Genomic DNA, 25,544 nt, shown 5'->3' on the forward strand with positions numbered 1-25,544 from the left:
TATTTAACTCTTTTGCAAAGTCTCAATCTCAAATCGTAAATTAACCTGATTTTGCTTGTTTTAATAGATCTTCATAAAGCCTTTGCAGCCGCACTTTCAGCTCTGGAGGTTTAGCCGTAAACCGAATATAGAAACTTCCAACATCTGCGGGTTCTTCTAAGACTTTGGCGTAAATATCTTCACTCGCCAGGGTAGAATCTGCCCAAATTAGATTGAGCTTAATATTGGTTAGAGGTAAAGGAACACAATCTTGTTCAGCTTGACAGGAACTAATTTTAGCGCATTTTGCAGACAGTTCAACCATACGACCTTGAAACACATTTTCTCCAACGTGTTTTCCTTCCAAAATTGTATAGTTTAGTGAAAAAAGTTGTAAGAGAGGGAGAAAGACTTCTTCTTCCTGTTGTAAAAATAAATTGTATTTTCCAGAAATTCCACCCACTTCATAGATAGTAATCGGTTGTTTTACCCCTTTGGGTTGAACTTGGTTTTTTCCAACAACTTGAATCAGAGAACGAACCTCATTAAAAGTTGATTCTGAAACTAAAATTTGACCTCCGGTACTATAGGATTCAATTCGATAAGTGAGATTCACTTGATTTCCAACCACTCCATATTTTGTCCGTTTCTCTGAACCAATATTTCCGACTACAACCTCACCCGTATTGATACCAATTCCCATCTCTAAAGGCGGTAAACTCCATTCTATTAGCTGTTGATTAACAGAGATCATTTCTAATTGCATTGCAACCGCACAAGCTACCGCTCTTTCTGTGTCATTTTTTCGTGATTTTGGCGCACCAAACAAGACTAAAATTCCATCACCCATAAACTCATCAATTGTCCCTCGATAAGCCGTAATCACATCAGCCATTTTAGAAAGATAAAAATTGAGAACCTTAACCACTTCTTCTGGGTTTAATCGTTCAGAAATAGCGGTAAATCCTCTCACATCAGAAGTTAGTAGGGTAATCTTTCGTCGTTCTCCTCCAAGTTTTAAACCTTCAGCACTTTCTAATAAATTTGTAACGACTTCATCAGTGACATAACGCCCAAATGTTTTCCGAATATGAGCTTTTTCAGTTCGTAGCTGTTTAATCCGAATATGAGTTTTAATTCGCGCCAGAAGTTCATCTTTATTTAAAGGTTTAGAGAGGTAATCATTCGCCCCAACTTCCAAACCTGCAACTAAATCTGAGACTTGATTTTTAGCCGTTAACATCATAATGGGGAGTTGATGAGGCGGCCAAGTTTCCCGAATTCTACGGGTGACTTCATAACCTGTCATACGCGGCATCATCACATCAAGTAAAATCAAATCGGGGATATATCCTGCTTCTAAAATTTCCATCGCTTCTATACCACTACTAGCTTGAGTAACAGCATAATTTTGTAAGCATAAGTAGTTTACTAAAACTTGTAAGTTAATCGGATCATCATCAACAATTAAAATTTTAAATTGATTATGATTGAGAGAAGGCGTTAAATTTTGATTTGATTGTGGTAAAATCAGATGAGATTTTAATTGATTTTTATCTTCCACAAAATCTTCTAAAGAAACGACCGTAGAACGATGAATAAAAACCGAAGAATGATCTATTTTAACAGCCGTCCCTTCTTCAAAAATAGGTAAGGTAAAGATAAAGTTTGATCCAACATTTTCTATTGATTCTACCCAGATTTTACCCCCGTGTAATTCAACTAATTGTTTAGTGACTGCCAATCCTAAACCCGTACCACTAAATTGACGCGCTGTTGAACCATCAGCTTGTTCAAAGGATTCAAAAATGCGATTTATTTTATTTGCGGGTATACCTATTCCCGTATCGGAAACGGTGACTGCAATTTGAGAATTTGTAGCTTTTTGGTCTACTTTGGGTTGATGATTATCACTGTTTTCATCCCAACTAATGACTTGAGCAGAAACAGTAATAGAACCTCTTTCTGTAAACTTAACTGCATTTCCTACGAGATTATGGAGAATTTGTTGTAAGCGATTTTCGTCAGCTTTGACTAGAGGTAAATCAGGAGAGATATCATTAATCAATTGTAAGTCTTTATTTCGGACTAAAGACTGGTTTAATGTTAAAACAATTTCAGTAATCTCTCTCAAACCTGTCGGCTTTACTTGTAGCCGAATCGTATTGTGTCGCAGTTTAGAAAAATCAAGAATATCATTCACTAATGTCGAAAGTCGATGTCCACTATGAGCAATCATGATTAAATTTTTGCGTTGTAATTCTGATAGCGTTCCTGTCGCTCCTTCTAACATTGACTCGGCAATGCCAATCATGCCATTTAAGGGGGTACGCAGTTCGTGAGAAGTATTAGCGAGGAATTCGTCTTTGAGCTTATCTAAACGTTCAAGTGCTTCGTTTTTAAGCTTTAATTGAGCGGTAAAATTATGACGTTCAACCTCAGCTTGTTTCCGTTGAGTAATATCTTCAAAAACAACTACAGCATAAATAATATTATGATCACAATCATAAATTGGTTGGGCTAATACTTCACAGGGAATGACCTGATCTCGATGACGAATTTCAATATTTTCAGATTTTAGACTTTTTCCTTTTAATGCTCGAATGAGAGGAAGTGCTTTAGCCGGATAAATTTTATCCGTTCCTGCTAAATAAAGTTGATAAGTTTGAGAAAATGTTTCTAAAGAGGTATCAGGAATAATGCCTTTTCTAAATAAAGCTTGAGCCGTCTGATTCATAAACATGAGTTTGTCTTGAACTCCATCATAAACCAAGACTCCAACGGGTAAACTTTCTAAAAACTGATAGAGGCGAGTTTCGCTTTGACTCAAGCGTTCATTGAGCAATTGCATCGCGTTATTTTTCGCTTCTAAAGTGGTGAAATAATCTTGAAGCTGTTCCGCCATACAATGAAAAGATTCAGCTAACTCTCGGACTTCATCACAATGAGACGAATCAACTTGATAATTCCATTTTCCTTCACTAATTGCTTTCGCGGCTCGATTTAAACCTAAAATGGGTTTAGTCACCCATTGAGCCGTTAAAATTCCAATTCCAAAGGCAATCATAAAAGCAACAAGACAGAGTAAAATAGTTGTGCGGGTATTCGCCTGAATTTTTTCCATAAAGTCATCTTCAGGAACCACCACTACAATCAACCAATTTAATCCCAATTGATCTTGATAGGGAACCACCTGTACAAATTTTCGTTGACCATTGGTCTGAAAATCAAGCTGTTGAGATTGTTTGATTTGACTCAAATGTTCATAGCGTTCAATTAGATGCTTTGCGGTTTCTGCGGTTAACGGGTTTTCACTATTAATCGCCTCTAAACGTTGAGCTTGCGGGTCATTTTGACTGACTGTAAATGCTTCTTCTTCTGTAGACGTTGCAACCAATAAACCCGAACGCTCAACAATGAAAACCTGACTATTTTCACTAATATTGATACTTTTTGCGAGATAATCACTCACTAAACTGAGAACAATATCAACCCCAATGACTCCGCGAAAATTACCCTGACTATCATAAAATAAATTTGAAGCCGTGATCCCTAACTCTCCCCCTGTGAACGTGTAGATTTTGCTCCAGTTGGGTTTTTCGGTTAGGATAGTATTCACATACCAAGGACGCACTCTGGGGTCATATTCATCAATCCCTAAAAATTTATTCCGGCTTCCCTGTTCATCTAAACGATAAGAATAACGTTCCGGTGGAAATTCAACTTGTTTGGCGACATAAGAACCATCTACGTCTCTTTTGACATAAACAAATTCTCCCGACTCACTCCCAAAATAAATCGCATACACTGAGTTAAAAAGCTGAATTTGTTCCCACAGAAGATATTCAGAAAACTGTTTATCTTCAAACGAAAGAATTCCTAATCTTGCAGAGCGGTGATTAATACGAGTAATTAAATTGGGTTTTTCTAAATAATCTTTGAGGTGAAGTTGAACCCGTTGTGTGACTTCATTACAAAGTTGAGACGCGACATCATTAACTGCTCGTTGTCCGTTGCGCCAAGACAGATAACCCGTTAATCCCACCGTCGCCAACAGTTGTATCATAAAAGGAACGATTAAAACTGTTCGCAAAGGAACCCGACGAGTTAGAGGAGAAACTAGACGGTTAAAAGATTGTATCAGCATTAATAAAAGTCCCCCTGTCTAGTATGGTGCGAGTTTTGAGTTCACAGGTTCAGTCAAGTCGAAGCTGACGCGCAGAGTACAGAGATCAATCTAAAAATTAGGTTAACCGATAAAATCCATCTGACAAACTCAGATAACCATGCAGTCAAATGCTCTAACCTATTTATACTAGACATCGAGTTCATCGGAAAATACGGACACCCTCAAAAATAATAATAACCCCAGATCCGTTTCTCAAAAACGACCGTGCATCTGAAGTGGAAATTGCGTTAAAATCCGACAGGGCGAATTTATAAATTCCCGGCATCTTAGAGCCAGGTAAAAATATCCATGCAATTTATCACTGATCCTCCCATTGCCAATAAAATCCGTCAGATGAAACAAAGGGTTCGTTGGCAAGACTCTTGTATTATCAGTCATAACATCGATCAAACTCGTTTGGTTATAGACGATCAACAAGAAAACAACCCTGAATTTTCATTTTTAGTCGTTGGAGATAGCGGTACCGGACGCCATCGTGGACATAGCCCTCAACGAGAAATTGCTCAATTATTACTCAAACAGAGCGATTATCACCCTCGCTTTCTTCTACATACAGGCGATGTGGTCTATCTCACGGGTTCTGCTGGCTATTATCCCCAGAATTTTATCAAACCCTATCGGGAGTTTATTGTCGGTGGCGATCGCTACAAACAAATCGCCTATGACCGAATGTTATTTAATTTTCCTTTTCTACCGATACCCGGAAATCACGATTATTATAATTTACCGCTTTTCTATGGTCTGATGGCTCAATTAAGCTGGCCTATTCGTCATCTGTTAAAGTCAAGAATTGATTTTGATGTCAGTTGGCGAGGTTCAGAGACGGGAGAAGCTTATGCACGAGCCTTTTTAGACTATCTCCAGCAGTTCAGTAACGCTGAAGATTTAGAACGTCACCTGGCTCGATATTACACCGCAGAAACCTCAACAGGTCGGTGCTTAAAGTATCAACCGAGTCAGTTTACCCGCTTACCAAACCGTTACTATACATTTTGCTATGGTGGAATCGATTTTTTTGCCCTCGACTCCAACACGTTTAATGCTCCAATACCGATTCCTGAAAATCAAGCCGGAGAAGAACAACGCCGTCAACTCCTGCAACGTCTGCGTGATCTCGAACAAGAAAAACAAGAATTACTCGTTGAATCGAATAAACTTGATCCCAATAACCCCGAACAGTCCGAACAACTTGATGATAATCAGGCTAAACTTGAGCAAATTGATGAAATGCAGTTTGATATTCACAAAAGACTCAATGCTGAGTTGAATGCTGAGGTTGATATCGAACAATTACAGTGGTTAAAAGATCGATTAATTGCTTCTTGGCAAAATCCAGAAGTACGCGGACGGGTGCTATTTTTTCATCATCCTCCCTATGTTACTGAAACCACAAAATGGGAGCAAGCTCAAACTTTAGCCATTCGTGATCATCTTCGTCAAGTTTTTAATACCGTTTCTCAAACGATTGGTGAACGCCCCCAAAATCAGCCGATTGTTGATTTGGTGATTAATGGTCATGCTCACTGTTTAGAACACTTATATACTGGGGAAACTGGATACGCAGATTCTCACATGAATTGGATTGTGTGTGGCGGAAGTGGGTATAGTTTGCGTCGTCAAAAACCAGAAGGGCCAGAACTATATGAGGAGATTGAGAACGAACAAAACCGCCGTTTAGTGGCAAAGTCTAAGTTATTTATTGGTCGTCATGGTCATGGTAGCAAAAAACGCCGACCTTATTCGGGTTTAAGAATTGATGTTCGTTCCGGTCAACCGCCTCAGTTTTTTGTACAACCTTTAGTTGCAGAACGGTTTCATTCAAAATGGCATTATCCTGAGAGTGAAGGGTTTACAATTTAAAGGATTCTGGCTGCTTTTCTCCTGTTATCAAATCAACTATTTTTGATGACGATGACATCACTTTTCTGTTCACTGATTGACAGAGAAACTGAACTTCCCAATACAACCTCAAAATTGATTTAAAATCAGCAGATAGTATTGTATCATAGTTGGGTAAAAATCTCAAACCCTCATCTCTCAGCAACAGGGATAAAGTGTTTGAGATCGCAGCTCGGGAAACTCAAGATCAGAAAATGTATTTTTTTAAAGATTTTTAGATAAAGTATTAATAATATATTAATGTATTTTAAAAAGCTGATTACAATCAACCCTTACCCAACAGATAACTCCCGTGTTAGAAGCATTCGTATTCGGTACAATTTTGTGCGGATTTTTCGGTATAATCCTCAAAAAGAACCTAGTCATGAAGATCCTGTCGATGGATGTGATGAGTACGGGGGTGATCGCCTATTACGTGCTAGTCGCATCACGAGACGGTTTATTCACACCCATTTTTTCCGAAGCCAACAAAGGATCATACTCCGATCCGGTTCCCCAGGCGGTGATTTTGACAGCAATTGTGATTGGCTTTTCGATACAAGCATTAATGCTCGTCGGCGTGATGAAGCTAGCACGGGATAATCCGACCTTGGAAAGCAACGAGATCGAAAAGAACAATACACCTTAAAATCTATTGATGAACACTATCACGATCGCATGGATCGCGCTCCCCTTTTTTGTGGGGTTCCTGATTTATCTCATCCCCAAGTTTGACCGCTACCTCGCCCTCAGCATTACCCTAGTTTCAGCCGGATATGCAACATTGCTCTTTATCGAAGGCTCACCTGTAACGCTAGAGTTACTGAATAATTTTGGTGTCACCCTAGTCGCAGACCAATTAAGCGGGTACTTTATCTTAACCAATGCACAGGTGACAGCCGCAGTCATTCTTTACTGTTGGGGTAAAAATAAAACAGCCTTTTTCTATACACAAGCCATCATTTTGCATGGTAGCGTTAATGCCGTGTTTATCTGTGCTGATTTCATCAGTTTATACGTGGCTTTGGAAGTGATTAGCATTGCCGCCTTTCTCCTGATCACCTATCCTCGAAGCGATCGCTCCATTTGGGTAGGCTTGCGGTATTTGGGTATCAGTAACACCGCCATGCTATTTTATCTGGTGGGGGCGGTACTGGTCTATCAAGCCAATCATGCCTTTGCATTTACTGGATTAGGAAACGCACCCCCAGAAGCGGTCGCCTTGATCTTTATGGGACTGCTAACCAAAGGAGGCATCTTTATCTCCGGATTTTGGCTACCGTTGACTCACTCCGAATCGGAAACGCCAGTCTCTGCTTTATTGTCGGGAGTGGTTATCAAAGCCGGAGCTTTTCCCCTAATGCGTTGTGCGTTGATGGTCGAGGAGGTTGCTCCCATCATCGGAATTTTTGCGGTGGGGACAGCGTTTTTGGGAATAGCCTATGCCCTCTTTGAAGAGGATACAAAACGTGTACTAGCCTTAAGTACGATTTCTCAGCTAGGCTTCGTCTTAGCTAATCCCATCGCTGGCGGTTATTATGCCCTCACCCATGGTTTAGCTAAATCTGCACTGTTTTTAATCGCAGGATCTTTACCGAGCCGCAACTTCAAAGAACTCCAAAATAAACCGATCAATACCCCAATTTGGATTGCTTTACTAATTGTGAGCCTGTCGATTTCTGGCTTGCCTTTATTACCGGGTTTTGCAGCAAAGACGTTGACCTTAAAAACTCTCCCAACCGCATCTGCGATCGCCATGAACATCGCCGCTGTCGGAACCGCCATTGTATTTGCTAAATTTATATTTTTGCCCCATAAGAACCAAAAGAATATCCGACCCAGTTTGTGGCCTGCACTGATCTTATTAATTACGGGGTTAATGGTGGCAGATATTGTCTCTTTAGAGCTTTACAGCCTCGCAAATATCACGAAAGCACTGGTCACGATTGGTTTGGGATGGTCGGCGTATTTTTTAATCTTTCAACGATCCGCACTCAAATTGCCCCGTGTCGTTGAACAATTTGAGCATCTGATCGGGGTCATGAGTCTGATGTTGATTGCGCTGTTTTGGATGGTGTTGGCATGATCGGGTATCTCAATCTAATCTTACGACTGACCATTTGGTTTTTACTCACCTCGGATTTGAGTGTGACTAATATTGTGATCGGGGTGGGTGTCGCCTTCTTGTTACCCCGTCGCTTCACCTCTCGCGAAAAACTCAGCGATTGGTTGCGGGTGTTTTGGGAAATCCTGGTGGCAATTCCCCAAGCCTACATCGAGGCGGTTGAAATTATGATTCGTCCCCATAACGACGAAGAAGTGATCACAGAACGAGTCAAACCTCAACGGACACCTGGGTTGATCTTCCTCGATATATTCTTGATCACCTTTACCCCAAAGACTATTGTTGTGAAATACCACGAAAAAGGCTGGTTTGAAGTCCACCGAGTTCTACGGAGACGGAGAAACAAGTGATGAACCTGGCACTAATTGCGATGATTTTCGCTCTGCTGATTCCCATTTATGAGGCTTGTCAGGATGATAATGTTTGGCAGAAAATGTTGGCATTTGCCAGTATTGCCACCAAAACATCTATTATGATCCTCGTTGTCTCCGTCTTGCGCGATGATTGGATGATTGGAGTAGTTGGGGTGATCATCCTCAGCGTGGGAAATGCGGGATTAATGTTGCTCGCAAATATACTTAAACGAATGAGTGAACTTTGACCATGATCGACGACCTACTCAGTAATATCTGTATCGGTGTTGGAATTGTTTTTTGGTTTTGGGGAACGTTTCCCCTGATCGGTAATCGCTCTGTATTATTCAAGCTACATAGTCTTTCGGTGGCTGATACTCTCGGATCAATGAGTATTATTGTGGGGCTACTCCTGAAAATACCGAGTGAATGGCCGCTTCTGATCCTCGCCATCATCTCCTTAGCGATCTGGAATACAGTGCTAGGGTATGTGTTAGCCTACTGTTCGAGTAGCGGGGATGACTATGAATGATAGCTATATTTATGTGATCACGGCTCTACTCCCGTTAGCCGCTTGTATGCTCGTTTTCCAGCCGAATCCCTTTCACGCCTTGGTTGTTCGGGGTATTTTGGGGGCTGTCGCGGCATTGGTTTATGCTGTTTTGGGGGCGGCGGATGTGGCTTTAACGGAGGCTCTTGTCGGGACGATGCTCTCGATTACGCTGTATGCTGTTGCCGTGCGTTCATCATTAATTATGCGCTTGGGTGTGATTCAAGAAGATGAGTTGATCTCCGTTGAGGCGGATTCTCTCCCCAACGACAAATTTCTCCCCGAAAATATCACTGAACCCCATTTGACTCAACTGATTTCGGAGTTGACAAAAATTTTAAGTCAATACTATGTTCGTCTGGAACTGGTTCCCTATACCAATCCCCAGGCTTTGCAACGGGCATTGATGGATAAAGAAGTTCATGCCATTTGTGCGCCTGAATACTGCGATCAAGAGAGTGAAGTCGAGAAAAACGAAAGCCAGTTTTATCACACGAAAGTCCGCATTCAACGTCTTTATGAGATCATGCAAACTGAACTTGCTTCACCCGAGACAATCCTCACCTATGTACAGGTTTTAGATTCAGAAGACAAGCATTTGTGAAAACAAAATTAAAAATCTCAAGTGCGAACGCGCTAACGATAGACCGAACAAAACCGATAACTTTAGGGTGAGTTTTTAGGGTTTATTGCCCAACTAAGACGTTAACGCAATCGCTAAATTTTCGAGAACTGATACTGTCGAAAATGCCGAGAGGCAACGGACAAGAATTGACTAGCTATAGAGTTTGCTAGAAGAATTATCAGATTCGAGATTAAACAACATTTCTAAAGTTGTCATCGCTCGACGTCGAGCTTCAATATCTTGCTGCGCCCGCAGTTGTACCATCGGATCATGGAGAATTTTATTCACAATTCCCCGAGTTAAAGCTTCGATCACCTCTTGATGTTTTTCAGCAAATTCTGAACCCAAACGAGACAAAGCTTTTTCTAATTCTTGTTCTCGAATGCCTTCGATTTTTTGTCTTAAACAACTAATAATCGGTACCGTTTCCAAACTCCGCCACCAGACATCAAAGGCTTCCACTTCTTCTTCGAGTAAAACCTCAGCTTCTTGAGCCATTTTACGGCGGGTTTCGTGATTTTGAGCCACAACCGCTTTGAGATCATCAACATTAAACGCCCGAATATTGGGGAGTTCAACCACATCAGCCGCCACATTACGAGGAACAGAAATATCAACCAACATTAAGGGTTGATGAGGGTCTAAAGCCGCTTCTAATTTACCCCGATCTAAAATCGGCTCAGTGGCACCTGTACTCGTAAAAACAATATCGGATTGACCAATAACAGTCATCATTTCCGATAACGGATGCAGTTTAAATTCGGCTTCACGGAACTGCTGCGCTAATTCTTCAGCCCGTTTGGTTGAACGGTTAACAATCGCAATTTGAGTCGCACCCTTTGACAATAAGTGCTGAACTAATAAGCGCGACATTTTACCCGCACCGATAATCGCCACCCGATAGCCACTGAGATCTTCAAGTTTCATTTGTACCAGTTCTACCGCCGCCGAACTGATGGAAACCGCACCCGTACCAATATTCGTTTCTGTACGCACCCGTTTTCCGGCGGTAATCGCCTGTTTAAACAAGCGGTTAAGAATTTGACCAATCCCTTGATGACGTTGACCCAATTTGTGAGTTTGTTTAACTTGGGCGAGAATTTGTCCCTCTCCCAACACCAAACTATCCAAACCCGCCGAAACTCGCATCAAGTGCATAATGGCATCTTCATGCAGCAACGTAAACAAATGAGGACGTAATTGGTGTAACGTTAACTTACTCAACTCCGAGAGAAACTGAGTCACTTCCCGAATACCTGGTTGAGTTTCAGAAGCAACCACATAAATTTCCATGCGGTTACAAGTGCTAAGAATAGCCACTTCCTCGATATGAGGATAACTCAATAAATGAGCAATCGCACTTTCAATGTCTTGTTCTGGAATACTCAGTTTTTCACGAACGTCAACGGGAGCCGTTTTGTGACTTAAACCTACAACTGCAATATTCATAAAACGGTTGTTTGTTAATTCTTTTTTGTTAGTGATTTGCTTTGATCACGGGCAGAACTTTCCTAGCTCTAAATTCCAGATCGCTAGAGATCATTCTTATACTTGCCCTCAGACAGAAATGAGGAATTTGTTTAGAGAGCAGTTTTGCTCCGTAATTTTTGATTCCCCATTTCTGACTCCTCTACCTTTAGTGTAGCTGTAGAGCTTTGGGTTTCTCGTCGAACATATGAATCGTATCAACGAAGCGAGCCGTCTTGGACTGAGAAGAAATAACCAAACTCTCAGTCCGTGCGCCCCCGTGGAAGAAGCGAACCCCTTCCATCAGTGTTCCCGGTGTGATTCCACAAGCAGCAAATAACACCGTTTCACCAGAGGCTAACTCATCGTCATTGTAAACGCGATCGGGGTCATTAATTCCCATCGATTTTAAGCGTTCGATGTTGCCTTCCTTGCTTTCTCCGATTAAACCTGTTTTGACTACTTCCGGGTCATAAATCAGTTGTCCTTGGAAGTGACCACCCAGACAGCGCATAGCCGCCGCAGAAATCACTCCTTCTGGTGCAGCACCAATACCCATCAAAGCATGAATATTAGTTCCTGCAAACGCGCAAGAGATTGCCGCCGAGACATCACCATCACTAATCAGTCGAACTCGCGCTCCGGCTGTACGAATTTCATTAATTAAGTCTTTGTGACGAGGGCGATCCATCACCACAACTACCATTTCTTCAATACTGCGGTTCATGCAGTCTGAGAGAATTTTCAGGTTTTCGGTTGCTGATTTGCGAATATCGACATGATTTTTAGCAACCGCTGGAGCGGCTAACTTCTTCATATAGAAGTCTGGTGCGGCAAAAAGTCCCCCTTTCTCGGCAATTGCTAAAACTGCCATTGAACCATTTTGACCGTAGGCCACTAGGTTTGTACCTTCGCAGGGGTCAACCGCAATATCGATTTCGACTAATTGTTCGGGGTCGCAAAAGCTGGAAGCATTTTCTTGAGTACAAATGCCAACTTCCTCACCAATGTAGAGCATCGGTGCATCATCGCGCTCTCCTTCCCCGATTACAATGCGGCCTCTCATGTGAATCTTATTCATCCGATTACGCATGGCATCAACAGCCACTTGGTCGGCAGTATCTTTTTCACCTTTTCCCATCCATCGAGCTGAGGCGATCGCCGCCTGTTCAACAACTTCGATGATTTCTAAACCAATGACATTATCCACAGATTTTATCCTCCCAACATCTGAGCTTGCCAAATTCTATTAGGCACTCCCAGTGTTAAAGTCTATCAGAGGGGGGGATCGGCTTGGCATTCTCTTGCCGATGGTTTGTGTTAAGTTTTGCTTCTTTGCTCTGCTCCTATTGCCTCTGGGTCAACTCTGTAACCGATTCCGATTAATATGATAATTTGGGTTTAATCTAAAAGTAGCAAAGCCAAGCCAACTTAGATTCTATTCCATAGAGCCGAAACCCTATCTCCTGTTAAACTTTTTCTTTCCATTCACCCTGGTGATAGGCAATGCCAGTACAAAAAACCATGAGCAATAACGTGATTGTTATTCAAGATTCCGATTTTGAAACCGAAGTCCTGAGTGCTGAACAGCCTGTTTTAGCCTACTTCTGGGCAACTTGGTGTGGCCCGTGTAAACTGGTGGCGCCTTCTGTCGAAGCTGTTGCTCAAACCTATGGCGATCGCTTAAAGGTTGTTAAACTTGAAGTCGATAAAAGTCTCAATGCTGCCAAAACCTGCAAAGTTGAAGGCGTACCTGCACTGAGGTTCTTTAAAAATCAGCAAATGATAGAGTCCCACGAGGGAGCGATTACAAAACAACAATTAATGGACTGGGTTGAACAAAAACTTGAGAAGACCGAAAACTCCTGATCGCAGGAATCATTAAGATTGACTTAACTGAGAACGGGTTTAGGGATGGCTATAGGTTTTAGGGAATCTAGCCTTGAGTCACACTAGACCCGTTCTATCTTTTCTCAATCTTGATAGTATTGCTCAAGTTCTGATTGAATTCTTTGTTGAGCTAATGGCGACAGCCCCGCGTTCTATCGAAGATGAACGTCGGGAAGGATAGCCCGACAAATTAAGGACTCGATGTCCGAAATTTTGTCAATTAGGAGTTTTTTGATTCTCAACATATTCTTTTAATTGTGAAACAGTTACACCTCCGCAACTAGCAATAAAATATGATTCATTCCATAAAACTGACTTTCTATAAACATCAGCTAATTCTGGAAATTCAGTTCTTAAACGACGACTGGTTATAGATTTTAAGTTACCTACAAACTTAGGTAATTCTAATTGTGGGTAATATTGGAAAAGCAAATGAATGTGGTCTGTTTCCCCATTAACTTCAATCATCTGACAATCCCATTTACGGCGTTCCCATATGATGGTTTGAAGTCGCTCTATTATAGCTCCTGTAAACACTTTACGTCGATACTTAGTTGTCAAAACCAAGTGGGCTTTTAAGTCTGATATTGCTCTCCCGCTAGAGACAAAATCATCTTTCATGTTGTCACCGTGCCTGTTTTATGTTACAGTCATTGTAACAGGTCGAGGTTTACCATGATAATTTCTTACCAATATCGTTTAAAACCTAATTACGAACAACGTTGTCGTCTCAACAGTTGGCTAGAAAAATTAAGGTGTCAGTACAATTATTTGTTAGCTGATAGATTTGATTGGTGGGAAAACAACAGAAATTACGTTAATTCTTGTCCTTTAGTTTGTAGTATTGCTGAACCTAGAGAACAACCAGAATACTATAAACAAAAAAGATCCCTTGTTCAATTAAAACAAGAGCGACCTTGGTATAAAGACATCCATGCTCATGTTTTGCAAGATATGGTCAAACGAGTCGATCTAGCTTTTAGTCGTTATATCAAGGGAGATAAAAATGGAAAACGTAGCGGTAAGCCTCGATTTAAAGGAAAGAATAGATATCGAACAATTGGGTTTCCTTCTATTAAGCCTGATTGTGTTAACAATAATCATATTACTTTCCCCAAATTAGGCAATATTAAGTTTATTCAACATCGTCCTTTACCTGATGGGTTGACAATTAAAAGAGCTTTAATTACCCAAAAAGCTGATGGCTTGTATGTAACACTAACACTTGAAGATAAATCAGTTCCTAGCCTAACTGTAGATATTCAACCAACAGAAGAAAACAGTTTAGGTATTGATAGTGGTTTAGAGTTTTTTGTTGCTTGCAGTGATTTAACTGCTGTTAAACTCCCTAAATTCTATCGCCAATCCGAAGATAAATTAGCTAAACTTCAATCAAAAAGAGATCGTAGAAAATTAGGGTCTAAAGCCAGAAGAAAGCTCAACCAAAAAGTAGCGAAACTTCATCAAAAGATCGCAAGGCAACGTAAACAATGGCACTATGAAATTGCTAATCAACTCTTAGATAAAGCTGATGTCTTATTTGTTGAAGACTTAAAGGTATCCAATATGTCTAGGCGAAATCAACCTAAGCAGGGAGAAAATGGAACATTTCTACCTAATGGACAATCAGCTAAATCTGGGTTAAACAAAAGTTTTGCTGATGCTGGTATCTCTGGATTTCTTAGCGAGATACTTCCTGGCAAAGCTGAAAAAGCTGGCAAGAAAGTAGTTAAAGTCAATCCAAAAGGTACATCTCAACATTGTGCAATTTGTCTTAATCGTGTTCCTAAAGAATTATCAGATCGTTGGCATTCTTGCGCTTGTGGTGCATCAATGTCAAGAGACATTAATTCGGCAATATTAATAAAAAAAGTGGGGTTGGGCGTTCGCCTCACTATAAAACGCAAATCTTCTGATAATAAGAAGAGGAGAAGCCAGCGTTCTGTTGCCTAAGCAACGAACGTCTGGAGTACGTCACTCTAGTTTTATTCTACAGTATGTAGAACATCCAAAATTGAGTCATATAAATAGAGCTAAAAATCGCAACTCACTTTCTAATCCGTTAAAATTTAGGAACTAGGAGTCAGTTGAGGAAAAGATTCGTGCAGAGCTAAATATTGAGGCTTCACCTCAGTTTCTAACATAAAATTACCCTGTTGACCATAAGCTTCAATTAGAGCTTGATGAGCCAGTTGAGCCGTGACTTGAAATTCCTCCATTGCTTGAGAGTAAGCATTTTCCCTTTGTTTTACAGTCTCAGCCAATGATTCTAAGCGTTTTAAAGCAGCAGTGGCTTCGAGCTTCCGTTGGTTAATTTGAGGTTCGAGCTTTTTGAGTTCCTTTTGTTTAAAAGCTAAAGTTTCCTTTGCTTTTATTAAGTTTTTGACTCGTTCCTTTTCACCTTTGAGAGACTGAAAATGGAGTTCCAAACGCTCCTCTAAAGGCATGAATCGATGAGGAGGTTGAAAGACTGAAGGAATTTCGAGTTGAGAGATGGTATCCGTGAGTTGTTGGATATCAATCTGAAGTTGGGAGAATTGCTCTGAGAGATTAGATAGAGATTGCACAGGTTCACAGGTTGAATACACATCAGAGGAAACGAGGGTTGATGAAATTGGGTTCAGGGGTTGAGACTTGACAGCCATAATTAAAGTTTGTTCGTCTTTGGATCGGTTTTCAACGATGCCCCCTGACATTCAGGATAATCCTTCTCAAATACTGATTTGTGTTTAGATGTAATGCACCCTTAGAAATATCCTGAATAATCGGGAATAATTCCTGTTCAAAATTAAAACGTCTATAAATGCTGTACCAGAACTAAAACTGTCACAATTCTGGAACAGAGAAAAGCTTTTACAAAATGTTTGTTAGTTGTTTAACACTATAACAAACTATAACAATTATAAGATCATCTCTAATGAAAATCAAGGTTTTTGTAGTCAGGAGGTTTGATTTCTTCTCATGGGTTATGGCGGTCTGTCAATGTAGAATTATACTCAGAGAGGCATTTGACTAGAGTCGGTACTTCGGAAACTCGAAAAAATTGATTAACTGCTATTGTTAGCGGGCTTAGACCCAGTGGAACAGGGACAAGTATATTTAGCGATCATTTCTACGGTTTGATTCTTGATTTAAAGTTAGTCATAAAAAAAGTGGGCATCTATTGACACCCACTGACCGATTTAAACAGAAGATATTCCCAAACTTCTATTAGATAATAATAAAGTCATCGCTTAACAATTCAGTGACTCCTGTTACCCCGGAAAGTTGAGCCAGAATCTGGGAATTATCCCCCGTGAGATTATTGCCATCTGCATCATAAATCAGATAAGTATCGGTACCATCATCAAAAGCAAATATTCCCGGTTCACCTTCAGTCAGGATATTTGTTGAAACATCAGTTTGAACCGTTGTAACAAGATTGATCGTTGTACCAAACTCCAGTTGAATTTGATCACCATTTGTTGAACCCAAACCCTCAAAATCAGTAATCACATCAAACTGACCTAAACCAATTTGAGTATTAATCTCATCCGTAGAAATTGCGTTAAACGCTAATCCTCCGCCATCTTCAGGACTCACATATCGGAATAAATCAGTACCGCTACCTCCGGTTAGATTATCTATTCCTAAACCTCCGGTAATACTGTCATTTCCCACACCTCCAACAATGCTATCGTTATCGTTATCTCCGCTGAGAGTATCGTTTCCTTCCAGACCAACTAAAGTGTCATTTCCACCCAAACCGTTGAGGTTATCGCTGAGATTTCTTCCGGCGAAAGATTGAGGATTGTCACTAGAAAAGTTGTCTACATTCACTCCAACCTGAGCGGTATCTATTCCACCCCGACCATCACTAATTGTGTATTCAAACGGACCGAATCCCCGAGTACCGAGCCGAATATATTCTATCAGCGTACCATCGGTAGTTACCTCGTTAGTACCGACACCTGTTATAGAAGTAATTGTTAACGGATCGCCATCAGGATCGCTATCATTTGCGAGAACATCAATGATGAATGGATCTCTGTTATTCGTAATAAAAGTACGCTCATCAGTAGCTATCGGAGGACGGTTAATTTCCACCAGCGTTGTTGCAGTATTGCTGTTTAGTTCGCCATCATTCAAAACAAATTGAACGGTGCGATCGCTTAAATCTGGATTGGGATCTATGTTATTGTAAATGACTCGTCCAAGTAGCGTTTCATACTGTGCTAAAGTTGCACTTCCAGTAATATTTAGAATACCCGTTGAACGCTCATAATTCGCTGTTACTCCAGGTAATCCACTGACCGACAAACGCTCATTTTCACCATCTAGAAGATCAACTAAGGTTACTGTTGCTGAGTTAATATTAGTATTATCTGGGTCAACAATACTGGTATTCCCCACATTAACAACGGCTGTCCCCGTTCCATCCGTTGTAAAAATAGTAGCGAAGTTTGTACCGTCTGTAGTCGTATCTACATCCAAGAAAGGCGGGTCATTAACAGCAATAATATTAATGCTGGAAGTCGCCGTATTACTATCAACCTCACCATCGTTTAAAGACACTTGAATAGTGCGAGTTGTGGTGTTTGGATTTTGAGAGGGGTTATTGTAAACTACTTGACCAATAGCGGTTTGATACTCCTCTAACGTTGCCGATCCGGTTAAATCTAAAACCCCGGTTTCACTATTGTAATTTGAAGTAATTTCACCCGGTAACATCCCATTAACCGACAAACTCTCATCAGTATCGTCTAAAATATTACTCAAAGAAACGGTCGCCGAATCAATATTAGTATCATCCGGATCGACAATACCAACATTCCCCGAATTTGCAATAGTAACCCCGCCTCCATCTTCGGTAAAGGTATTCGTAAAGTCGGTATTGGTTGCAGTTGTATCAAGATCCAGTTCCGGTGGATCATTAACTGGAATAACCTCAAGTTGTGTCACCGCAATATTACTATCACTCAAACCATCATTAACTGTCACCTCAATTAAACGAGTTGTATCACTTGGATTTTCCGAGGTATTTTGGTAAACAATTTGTTCAATTGCGGTTTGATAATCTTCCAATGGTGCGCTACCTGTCAGTGACAGAATACCCGTAGATGTGTTAAAGTCTGAAGTAATTTGATCCGGTAAACTTCCGCTAATTAATAAACTTTCAGCATCACCATCTTGTAAGTTGATAATCGCAATTGTCGCCGATTCCAGATTAGGATTATTCAAATCAGCAATACTTACAGAACTAGAAATATTAACAGCCGCATCTCCCTCTGTAAAACTAGCATTAAAGCCTGTTCCATCTGCGGTTTCATCTAAATCCAACTCCGGTGGAAAGTTAACTTGTATGGTTGCATCAGCAACATCACTATTCTCGATACCATCACTAACAACCACCTCAACAACACGGTCTGCTGTATCAGGAGTATCCGCAGTATTATTGTAGACAATTTGCTCAATTGCGCCTTCATAAGTGGCGATAGGTGCAGTTCCCGTTAACGTAATGATTCCCGTTTCTGGATTAAAATCACCGACGGTAATTCCACTGGGTAAAGCACCTGTAAAAGATAACGTTTCGCCCTCATCTAGAGGGTTGGTCAGTGTTACCGTTGCGGAAACCAAATTCGTATTATCTGGATCGGTAATATTAACTTGATTTCCGATAGAAACCGCCGACTGTCCGACAGTAAAAGTAGTCGTTAAGTTCGTTCCCTCTGCTGTACTATCAAGATCTAAATTCGGCGGATCATTATTGACCTCAACATTAATAAAAACGGTTGCGGTTCCGGTTTGAAGATTACTATCAACAGCAGTATAAGTAAACGAATCTGTACCCGAAAAACCTTCTGGGGGAGTATAAACTAACGACTGACCATTATTGGTAACTGTTCCGCCATTTTCTGTACTACTATCGAACAGACTAATTGTTAGAATATCGATCAGTTCACCTGCTGCTAAATCATTATCTAACAGTGCAGTTTTACTGATAGTCAGTTGGGTATTTTGTGTTGATTCTAAGCTGTCATCGCCGAGTTCTAGAGAGTTTGTACTGGGTGTAGGAGTAGGAGCCGGAGGAGGGGTGGGAGCAGGGGGTGTCGGAGTGGGCGCTGGTGAAGGCCCAGCACTAGGTGTCGGAGTGGGTGTGTCTGTTGGTGTCGGTGTATCTGTGGGTGTGGGTGTATCTGTGGGTGTGGGTGTATCTGTGGGTGTGGGTGTATCTGTTGGAGTCGGTGTCGGAGTGGGTGTATCTGTTGGAGTCGGAGTAGGTGTATCTGTTGGTGTTGGAGTCGGAGTAGGTGTATCTGTCGGTGTTGGAGTCGGAGTAGGTGTATCTGTTGGAGTCGGTGTTGGAGTATCTGTTGGAGTAGGTGTGTCTGTTGGAGTAGGTGTCGGTTCCGGTTCGGGTATGATCGGACTATCAGGGTTTTCAATAAAATCTGTATTGGTGAAATTCGCGTTACTCACCCCTTGGAGAACAGCTAAAAACTCACCTGTATTTTTATCAATTAGAACCGTATTGCTATCTCGCCCTTCTATTAATAGATCTTCAAAAACCAGTCCCCCTGTTAACCCAATTTGATCAACACCTTGTTCAAAATCTGTAATAAGATCTGCCTGATCAAGGGTTTGACCGCCTGTTGTCCCGATAATAATACTCCCACCAGACTCAGACTGATTGAGAACCAAACCAATAGAGAAAATATCCCTTCCTTCACCACCTGTGACAACATCAGCGCCGCGACCCCCAATTAACAGATCATTACCGATATCACCGGACAAGGTATCGGGGCCTCTACCCCCATTGAGAATATCTTCGCCTTGACCGCCAAAAATCGCATCGGCGCCAATATCACCACTGAGAACATCATCACCCTGATTTCCGAGAACTTGATCGTTCCCCGTTCCTCCGAAAGCCGTATCATTGCCAATATCCCCGAAGATAATATCATTACCATCGCCCCCGATCGCACTATCATCCCCTTGACCGCCATAAAGCTGATCATCGCCAATTCCGCCATCAAGGAGATCGGTTCCTGAGTTTCCAAACAGGACATCATTTTCATCCCCTCCAGAAACAGAATCATTTCCCTCACCGCCAACAACGGTATCATTTCCCTTGTCGCCAAAGAGAACATCATCCCCAGTTCCACCAATTAAACTATCATTCTCGCGACCCCCATACATACTATCGGCGCCAACTCCACCCAGCAAAGTATCAGAGTCTTTATCGCCAAATAGAGAGTCATCGCCTGCATCTCCTAAAATAAAGTCATTACCTTGACCCCCTCGCAGACAGTCATTTCCTTCACCGCCTTGAATACCATCATTACCCTGATTTCCGTTAATCACATCATCGCCCGCATCCCCACTGAGAATGTCATCTCCGGCTAAACCAAAAACGGTATCATCGCCATCAAGTGCAGAAATATTGTCGTTGAACTCACTTCCTAAAATCGAGTCACCGTCTTCAGTTCCTACCCCTGCGCCTTGAATAAAAATAAACTCAGGTTCTTCGGGTTCTGGTTCAGGTTCTGGTTCTGGTTCAGGTTCAGGTTCAGGGTCAGGATCAGGTTCAGGGTCAGGATCGGGTTCAGGATCAGGATCAGGTTCCGGGCCAGCGTTGGGTTCCGGGTCAGGTTCCGGGTCAGGTGTCGGTGTGGGTTCGGGTGCGGGTGTGGGTTCTGGTGCGGGTGTGGGTTCCGGGAGAGTAAAGTCATCCGGGGTAAACAGAAACGAACCCGCCGGCCCCTGTTCAACATCTCCACCATCTCCAGCGAGGGTTTCAAAACCACCATCTTCTACGGGTCTTAAAACAATCAGTTGTCCGTTTTCAACCGATATCGCTTCGAGGTAGTTTTGATTCGGAACAAAAACCAACTGTCCAGCTTGGTTTACTAATGTTCCAAACCCTAATTCTGGTGGACTAATACTCTGAACAATACCCGGTGTATCTGTGGGAACAAGAACAGCAACTTCTCCGACAAATAATAATCGATTACTGGGTTGTACTCGTCGGGCAACAACCGCAGAAGTTTCTGAAACACCAACACCTGTAGAGGTCATCCTTTTAACTCCTTTTCTAACAATTTATCTGTAAATCTGAGTACATAAAACAGCTTTTCAAAAAAGGGGGATTAGTTAGACTTCTTTGAGTAAAAGTGCTAACAAATCACCCCCCAATTCAACTAGATAATCGTGAAGTCATCCGCAGCAATAATCGTACTAATATTGTCGGTTGACGGATCAATAGATGAGAGAATTCCCAAATCAAAAGCAGGTAAACTATCATCACTGAGATCCGGATCAAAAGCGAGAACATAGCTACCCGAAAAACCAGAGTAACTGAGGTTATTTCGATAGACAATTAATGCCGAACTATCATTAGAACCATTTTGGTTTTTGAGTTGAGAATTCACCGCCTGAACATCATCAAACGTATCTTGGAAGATGATCAACTGTCGGCCGGTAATATCATCCCCTTCTGAACCTAAGCTACTGATAATAATGCTTTGCAACGGTGTAGATGTACCCACATTGGGAACCAAACCGGGGAAATTACTCGTTCCCGAAACAATCAAGAACTGATCATTACCTACCTGATCAAAGTCATTAATAATATCAACCCCTTCACCGGGATTGAGATAGTAGAAAACATCATTTCCAGCATCTGAAATCAGCAGATCACCCCCTGCGCCTCCGGCAAGAGTATCATCTCCAATTCCCGCTCGGATTGTATCATTTCCGGCATCTCCGAACATCAGATCATTATCTTCCCGTCCAAAGATCACATCATCATTATCTCCACCAAAAATCGAGTCCTGACCCTGTTCCCCAATCAAGGAGTCATTGCCCTTTTCTCCAAAGATACTGTCATTTCCGACTCCTCCAGTGATGGTGTCATTACCTCCACTCAGAGAACTAATTCCTGTATCTCCTACCAGGATGTCATCTCCTTGATCGCCGGAAATCGAATCACTCCCCCGATCGCCATAAATTACGTCGCTATTATCTTGACCGAGTATCGTGTCGTCACCTTCTCCACCCCGCATAAAATCACGACCCGCACCCCCCAGGACAAGATCGTTACCACCCGGAAGCGTCGGATCCTCCTGGTCTCCGCGTAGGGTATCATCACCTGCATTCCCATTAACCGTATCATCGCCAATTCCGCCGACTAGAGAATCACTTCCGAGTCCAGAGGAGAGGTTATCATTACCTTTTCCACCGTCGAGTATGTTACTTTCATTTCCACCAATTAAGACATCATTCCCGTCATTGCCTTGGAGGGTGTTGATACCAGCCCCGCCATCGAGTAAGTCATTCCCCGATCCTCCGACGAGAGAATCATTCCCCTCTTGACCTAACTGAACATCATCGCCAGAACCCCCGTCAATCACATCATTCCCGGTTCCGCCATCGAGGGAGTCATTACCGTCTAAGCCTCGAATCACGTCGCGGCCGCCGCCCCCCAAGATGGTATCATCAACGTCTGTACCGATGATCGCTTCACCTAAGTCACCTCCGGTTGTTGCTTTTCCGGGGATTGTATTTAACGTCCGATCAACCAAAGCAATACTAAATAATGCTTGGGGTAGAGTCCCAATACCATCTGTAACGGCAAATAAGAATCCATCTTCTCCGGCAGGGCCATCACCATCAAAGCGAATGGAACCGTTATCAATATTTTCCTGAGTAAAGCGATCGCCAACTCGCAAGGCTTGAGTTTGGGTTCCGAGTCGTAGTAAGTCCCCTCGTTGAGTTCCTTGGGTGATGATGTACTCGACTTCACTGGGGGGATCGTCAGGATCGACGGCTAATAAAATATCTCGGCTAATCGTTGTCGCTTGCGGATCGCCTAAGTCTACTACTAAGAGTTGATTATTTGGTAGTTGTGGCGGCTGATTGACGGAAAGTGTTACTAACGCTGTATCGGTTCGATTGCCAGTATCAGTAATTGTATAGGTAAAGGCGTCGGTTCCCGTAGAACCCGTTGATTGAGGAACATAGGTAAAGACGCCCCCACCTTGGTTGATCAGTTCACCGCCTGTTGTTGGACTAAAGGCTGTAATTTGAATAACATCGCCATCGGGGTCGGTATCATTGGTCAGGACGTTAAAGGTAACGGGTTGATCTTGGTTTCTTTTAACTACATCATCATTCGCCACAGGTGGACGGTTGGGGGGCGGTGTGGGTGTTGGATCGGGTGTTGGCGTTGGATCGGGTGTTGGGGTTGGATCTGGGGTGGGTGTTGGATCGGGTGTGGGTGTCGGATCTGGGGTGGGTGTTGGATCGGGTGTGGGTGTTGGTGTCAGATCGGGTGTTGGGGTTGGTGTCGGTGTATCGGTTGGTGTTGGTGTCGGTGTCGGAGGTGTTGGTGTCGGGGTTGGAGGTGTTGGGGTTGGAGGTGTCGGTAAATTATCGAGGGAAACGGAAACAAAGTTATCTTCACTCAAGCTTCCACTATCAACCCCCAGCAATACGGCTAAAAATTCTCCTTCTTCCCCTCGACGAATAATAGTATCTCCGGCGTTTTCGCTACTTTGAGAAATATCAAGATCGCTGAAGTTCAACCCTCCGGCTAACCCAATAAAGTCATCGGGTTGGAAGTCTTGAACAATATTGGCTTCTTCAATACTTTGACCCCCTGTTCCTTCGGCGATCGCAAAGGTATCACTTCCAGTACCCCCTGCTAAGGTATCGGCGCCTTCTCCCCCAAACAAAAAGTCTGATCCTAGTTCACCGGAAATTTGGTCATTCCCTTCTCCCCCTAAAGCTGTATCTGAACCGGTTCCCGCGAAAATGGTATCGTTTCCGTTATCGCCTAACAATGAGTCAGCGCCATCATTGCCAAAAATCAGGTCTTCGCCACTGCCTCCATAAACGCTATCATTACCTTCATCTCCCCAAACGACATCATTATCTTTATCGCCCAAAACCAGGTCATCATCTAAACCGCCTCGTAGAGAGTCGTTGGCTTGTCCGCCATACATCACGTCTCGACCTTGACCGCCGAGTAGAGTATCTTCGCCTAAATTCCCAAATAAACCATCATCGCCATCATCGCCGACTAAGCGATCGCTTTGTTTTCCGCCATAAATTTGATCATTACCTGTTCCCCCTTCCAACGTATCGTTATCGGTGTTTCCAAACAGAAAATCAATGCCTTCGCTACCTTGAATTTGGTCATTTCCAGCTAAACCAAAAATGCTGTCGTTGCCTTCTAAACCATCAATAACGTCTTCACCAGATGAGCCTGTGATGCTATCATCTTCGACAGTTCCTTTGCCAATGCCTTCGATCAAAATCGGCAGATCTTGAGGAATAACATTAATCACGACTTCAGCTAAGTCTGTATCGGTGTCGTCAGTGACGGTATAACTAAAGCCATCTGTACCAAAAAATTCGCGGTTGGGTTCGTAGGTAAAGATTCCTGCCCCGGCAAATGTTAGTGTACCATTTTGAGTCTGTGTGAATGTCCCAATACTGAGAGGATCTCCATCGGGGTCTATATCATTTTCTAGGACGTTAAAAAAGACGGGATCGGCTTGGCTAGTCTGGAATTGATCATTTACTGCGATCGGGGCTTCATTCCCTTGGAGGGTATCATTACCGCCTCCTCCGCCAGTGGTATCATCCCCGCCTCCTCCGCCAGTGGTATCATCTCCGCCTCCGCCAGTGGTATCATCCCCACCTCCACCAGTGGTATCATCTCCGCCTCCGCCAGTGGTATCATCCCCGCCACCTCCACCCGTGGTATCATCCCCACCTCCACCATTGAGGGTATCAGTACCCGCAAACGGAGGAAGACTGGTTAATGAGACAAACTGGACACCTGTTACTCCTCCGGGTAGAGTTGTCCCAAAAATCTCCTCAATTTCGAGATCTTCTTCAAATTCTAAGCCTTCGTTTTGGATGCGATTTGAGAAGTTGAAAGTCTGAAAAACACTTTGACCTCCGCTTGTAAATTCGGTTTCCGTAATCTCAATTAAAATGGGTAAATTTGTAAACGGATTAATAATAAAATTCCCATCCCGACTAACGAGATCTGCTGCAACTGTAGTGAAACCTACCCCTACACTGGTCATAGTTTAACCTCCTATTAATTTACCTAATTTACCGACTCATTTGTGAAAATTAATCTCACGATTTTTGGTTGAAAACCCCTCGAAAATAGTCTTCTAGATTTCTAGTTTAGAGAGGGAATCCACACCTTAAACAAAATTTGATTTTGATTTAGACAGAATAATTTCTCAGGTTTTTTAACTGTGAATTAGCGATCAATATTAGTCTAATTCTCTCAAACTTTATCCCAATTAACATCTTTAGGATTGAAATTTATCAGGGAAATTGATAATTTTTGGGGCATCTAGATTTAGCTATAACTTGAAAAAGTATATCTCTAATGTCTTTACAAAGCACTAAAAAAATTAGCAGTTGAATTAGGTAATTTAACCCTTTAATGTTAATCATTATCTTTTTGTCTGCGAGTCTGA

Annotated in this window: 17 protein-coding genes; 10 read left to right on the forward strand and 7 right to left on the reverse strand. The window is 42.2% G+C overall.

The genetic code is table 11. The annotated features are described in order from the left end of the window. Positions 1-40: 40 nt before the first annotated feature. Complete coding sequence (locus tag L8106_RS01035; RefSeq protein ID WP_009782294.1) at positions 41-4,126, reverse strand: response regulator; 4,086 nt, start codon at positions 4,124-4,126, stop codon at positions 41-43. Between the two features lie 330 nt (positions 4,127-4,456). On the opposite strand from L8106_RS01035, the gene L8106_RS01040 reads away from it, so the two are divergent. From L8106_RS01040 to L8106_RS01070, 7 genes are all read left to right on the forward strand, one after another. Then, positions 4,457-6,028: a metallophosphoesterase gene (locus L8106_RS01040; protein ID WP_009782295.1), complete on the forward strand. Its 1,572-nt coding sequence runs from the start codon at positions 4,457-4,459 to the stop codon at positions 6,026-6,028. A 331-nt stretch (positions 6,029-6,359) separates the two neighbouring features. Beyond that, a complete protein-coding gene (locus L8106_RS01045; protein ID WP_009782296.1) occupies positions 6,360-6,695 on the forward strand; it encodes a cation:proton antiporter subunit C in 336 nt (111 codons plus the stop codon). 9 nt (positions 6,696-6,704) lie between these two features. Then, positions 6,705-8,132, forward strand: a complete 1,428-nt coding sequence (locus tag L8106_RS01050) for a cation:proton antiporter (protein ID WP_009782297.1) — start codon at positions 6,705-6,707, stop codon at positions 8,130-8,132. Then, a complete protein-coding gene (locus L8106_RS01055) occupies positions 8,129-8,521 on the forward strand; it encodes a Na+/H+ antiporter subunit E (RefSeq protein ID WP_009782298.1) in 393 nt (130 codons plus the stop codon). Before L8106_RS01050 ends, L8106_RS01055 begins: the two co-directional genes overlap by 4 nt. Then, positions 8,521-8,772 carry a hypothetical protein gene (locus tag L8106_RS01060; protein ID WP_009782299.1) on the forward strand — a complete coding sequence of 84 codons (252 nt, stop codon included), beginning with the start codon at positions 8,521-8,523 and terminating at the stop codon, positions 8,770-8,772. Before L8106_RS01055 ends, L8106_RS01060 begins: the two co-directional genes overlap by 1 nt. Positions 8,773-8,774: 2 nt before the next feature. Next, positions 8,775-9,056 carry a monovalent cation/H(+) antiporter subunit G gene (locus L8106_RS01065; protein ID WP_009782300.1) on the forward strand — a complete coding sequence of 94 codons (282 nt, stop codon included), beginning with the start codon at positions 8,775-8,777 and terminating at the stop codon, positions 9,054-9,056. Then, positions 9,049-9,678, forward strand: coding sequence for a DUF4040 domain-containing protein (locus L8106_RS01070; protein ID WP_009782301.1), 630 nt, complete (start codon positions 9,049-9,051; stop codon positions 9,676-9,678). Before L8106_RS01065 ends, L8106_RS01070 begins: the two co-directional genes overlap by 8 nt. 171 nt (positions 9,679-9,849) lie before the next feature. Here the strand turns inward: L8106_RS01070 and L8106_RS01075 are convergent, their stop codons facing one another. Next, positions 9,850-11,148, reverse strand: a complete 1,299-nt coding sequence (locus L8106_RS01075) for a glutamyl-tRNA reductase (RefSeq protein ID WP_009782302.1) — start codon at positions 11,146-11,148, stop codon at positions 9,850-9,852. A 187-nt stretch (positions 11,149-11,335) separates the two neighbouring features. Then, the gene (gene glpX / locus L8106_RS01080; protein WP_009782303.1) at positions 11,336-12,376 is read right to left on the reverse strand and encodes a class II fructose-bisphosphatase; all 1,041 of its coding nucleotides are present in this window, start codon (positions 12,374-12,376) and stop codon (positions 11,336-11,338) included. A 314-nt stretch (positions 12,377-12,690) separates the two neighbouring features. Between glpX and L8106_RS01085 the strand changes: the two genes are divergently transcribed. Further along, a complete protein-coding gene (locus L8106_RS01085) occupies positions 12,691-13,035 on the forward strand; it encodes a co-chaperone YbbN (RefSeq protein WP_023065713.1) in 345 nt (114 codons plus the stop codon). 73 nt (positions 13,036-13,108) lie between these two features. After that, complete coding sequence (locus tag L8106_RS34130) at positions 13,109-13,237, forward strand: hypothetical protein (RefSeq protein ID WP_009782305.1); 129 nt, start codon at positions 13,109-13,111, stop codon at positions 13,235-13,237. A 35-nt stretch (positions 13,238-13,272) separates the two neighbouring features. On the opposite strand, the gene tnpA is transcribed toward L8106_RS34130, so the two are convergent. After that, positions 13,273-13,677: an IS200/IS605 family transposase gene (tnpA, locus tag L8106_RS01090; RefSeq protein ID WP_009782306.1), complete on the reverse strand. Its 405-nt coding sequence runs from the start codon at positions 13,675-13,677 to the stop codon at positions 13,273-13,275. A 54-nt stretch (positions 13,678-13,731) separates the two neighbouring features. Between tnpA and L8106_RS01095 the strand changes: the two genes are divergently transcribed. Then, complete coding sequence (locus L8106_RS01095; RefSeq protein WP_009782307.1) at positions 13,732-15,009, forward strand: RNA-guided endonuclease TnpB family protein; 1,278 nt, start codon at positions 13,732-13,734, stop codon at positions 15,007-15,009. Between the two features lie 116 nt (positions 15,010-15,125). Here L8106_RS01095 and L8106_RS01100 read toward each other — a convergent pair whose 3' ends face one another. The 3 genes from L8106_RS01100 to L8106_RS01110 form a co-directional block, all read right to left on the reverse strand. Continuing rightward, positions 15,126-15,752, reverse strand: a complete 627-nt coding sequence (locus tag L8106_RS01100) for a hypothetical protein (RefSeq protein WP_009782308.1) — start codon at positions 15,750-15,752, stop codon at positions 15,126-15,128. A gap of 514 nt (positions 15,753-16,266) precedes the next feature. Then, on the reverse strand, positions 16,267-21,114 hold the full coding sequence (locus tag L8106_RS31210) for an Ig-like domain-containing protein (protein WP_009782309.1): 4,848 nt from the start codon (positions 21,112-21,114) through the stop codon (positions 16,267-16,269). A gap of 122 nt (positions 21,115-21,236) precedes the next feature. Beyond that, complete coding sequence (locus L8106_RS01110; RefSeq protein WP_009782310.1) at positions 21,237-25,136, reverse strand: Ig-like domain-containing protein; 3,900 nt, start codon at positions 25,134-25,136, stop codon at positions 21,237-21,239. Between the last annotated feature and the right edge of the window lie 408 nt (positions 25,137-25,544).

Source organism: Lyngbya sp. PCC 8106 (genome assembly GCF_000169095.1).
Taxonomy (GTDB): Bacteria; Cyanobacteriota; Cyanobacteriia; order Cyanobacteriales; family Microcoleaceae; genus Capilliphycus.

Excerpts from the sequence above, each read along its gene's own strand:
- L8106_RS01035 (WP_009782294.1), bottom strand. The coding sequence starts at position 4,126 with ATGCTGATACAATCTTTTAACCGTCTAGTTTCTCCTCTAACTCGTCGG.
- L8106_RS01040 (WP_009782295.1), top strand. The coding sequence starts at position 4,457 with ATGCAATTTATCACTGATCCTCCCATTGCCAATAAAATCCGTCAGATG.
- L8106_RS01050 (WP_009782297.1), top strand. The coding sequence starts at position 6,705 with ATGAACACTATCACGATCGCATGGATCGCGCTCCCCTTTTTTGTGGGG.
- L8106_RS01055 (WP_009782298.1), top strand. The coding sequence starts at position 8,129 with ATGATCGGGTATCTCAATCTAATCTTACGACTGACCATTTGGTTTTTA.
- L8106_RS01060 (WP_009782299.1), top strand. The coding sequence starts at position 8,521 with ATGAACCTGGCACTAATTGCGATGATTTTCGCTCTGCTGATTCCCATT.
- L8106_RS01065 (WP_009782300.1), top strand. The coding sequence starts at position 8,775 with ATGATCGACGACCTACTCAGTAATATCTGTATCGGTGTTGGAATTGTT.
- L8106_RS01070 (WP_009782301.1), top strand. The coding sequence starts at position 9,049 with ATGAATGATAGCTATATTTATGTGATCACGGCTCTACTCCCGTTAGCC.
- L8106_RS01075 (WP_009782302.1), bottom strand. The coding sequence starts at position 11,148 with ATGAATATTGCAGTTGTAGGTTTAAGTCACAAAACGGCTCCCGTTGAC.
- L8106_RS01085 (WP_023065713.1), top strand. The coding sequence starts at position 12,691 with ATGAGCAATAACGTGATTGTTATTCAAGATTCCGATTTTGAAACCGAA.
- tnpA (WP_009782306.1), bottom strand. The coding sequence starts at position 13,677 with ATGAAAGATGATTTTGTCTCTAGCGGGAGAGCAATATCAGACTTAAAA.
- L8106_RS01095 (WP_009782307.1), top strand. The coding sequence starts at position 13,732 with ATGATAATTTCTTACCAATATCGTTTAAAACCTAATTACGAACAACGT.
- L8106_RS01100 (WP_009782308.1), bottom strand. The coding sequence starts at position 15,752 with ATGTCAGGGGGCATCGTTGAAAACCGATCCAAAGACGAACAAACTTTA.
- L8106_RS31210 (WP_009782309.1), bottom strand. The coding sequence starts at position 21,114 with ATGACCTCTACAGGTGTTGGTGTTTCAGAAACTTCTGCGGTTGTTGCC.
- L8106_RS01110 (WP_009782310.1), bottom strand. The coding sequence starts at position 25,136 with ATGACCAGTGTAGGGGTAGGTTTCACTACAGTTGCAGCAGATCTCGTT.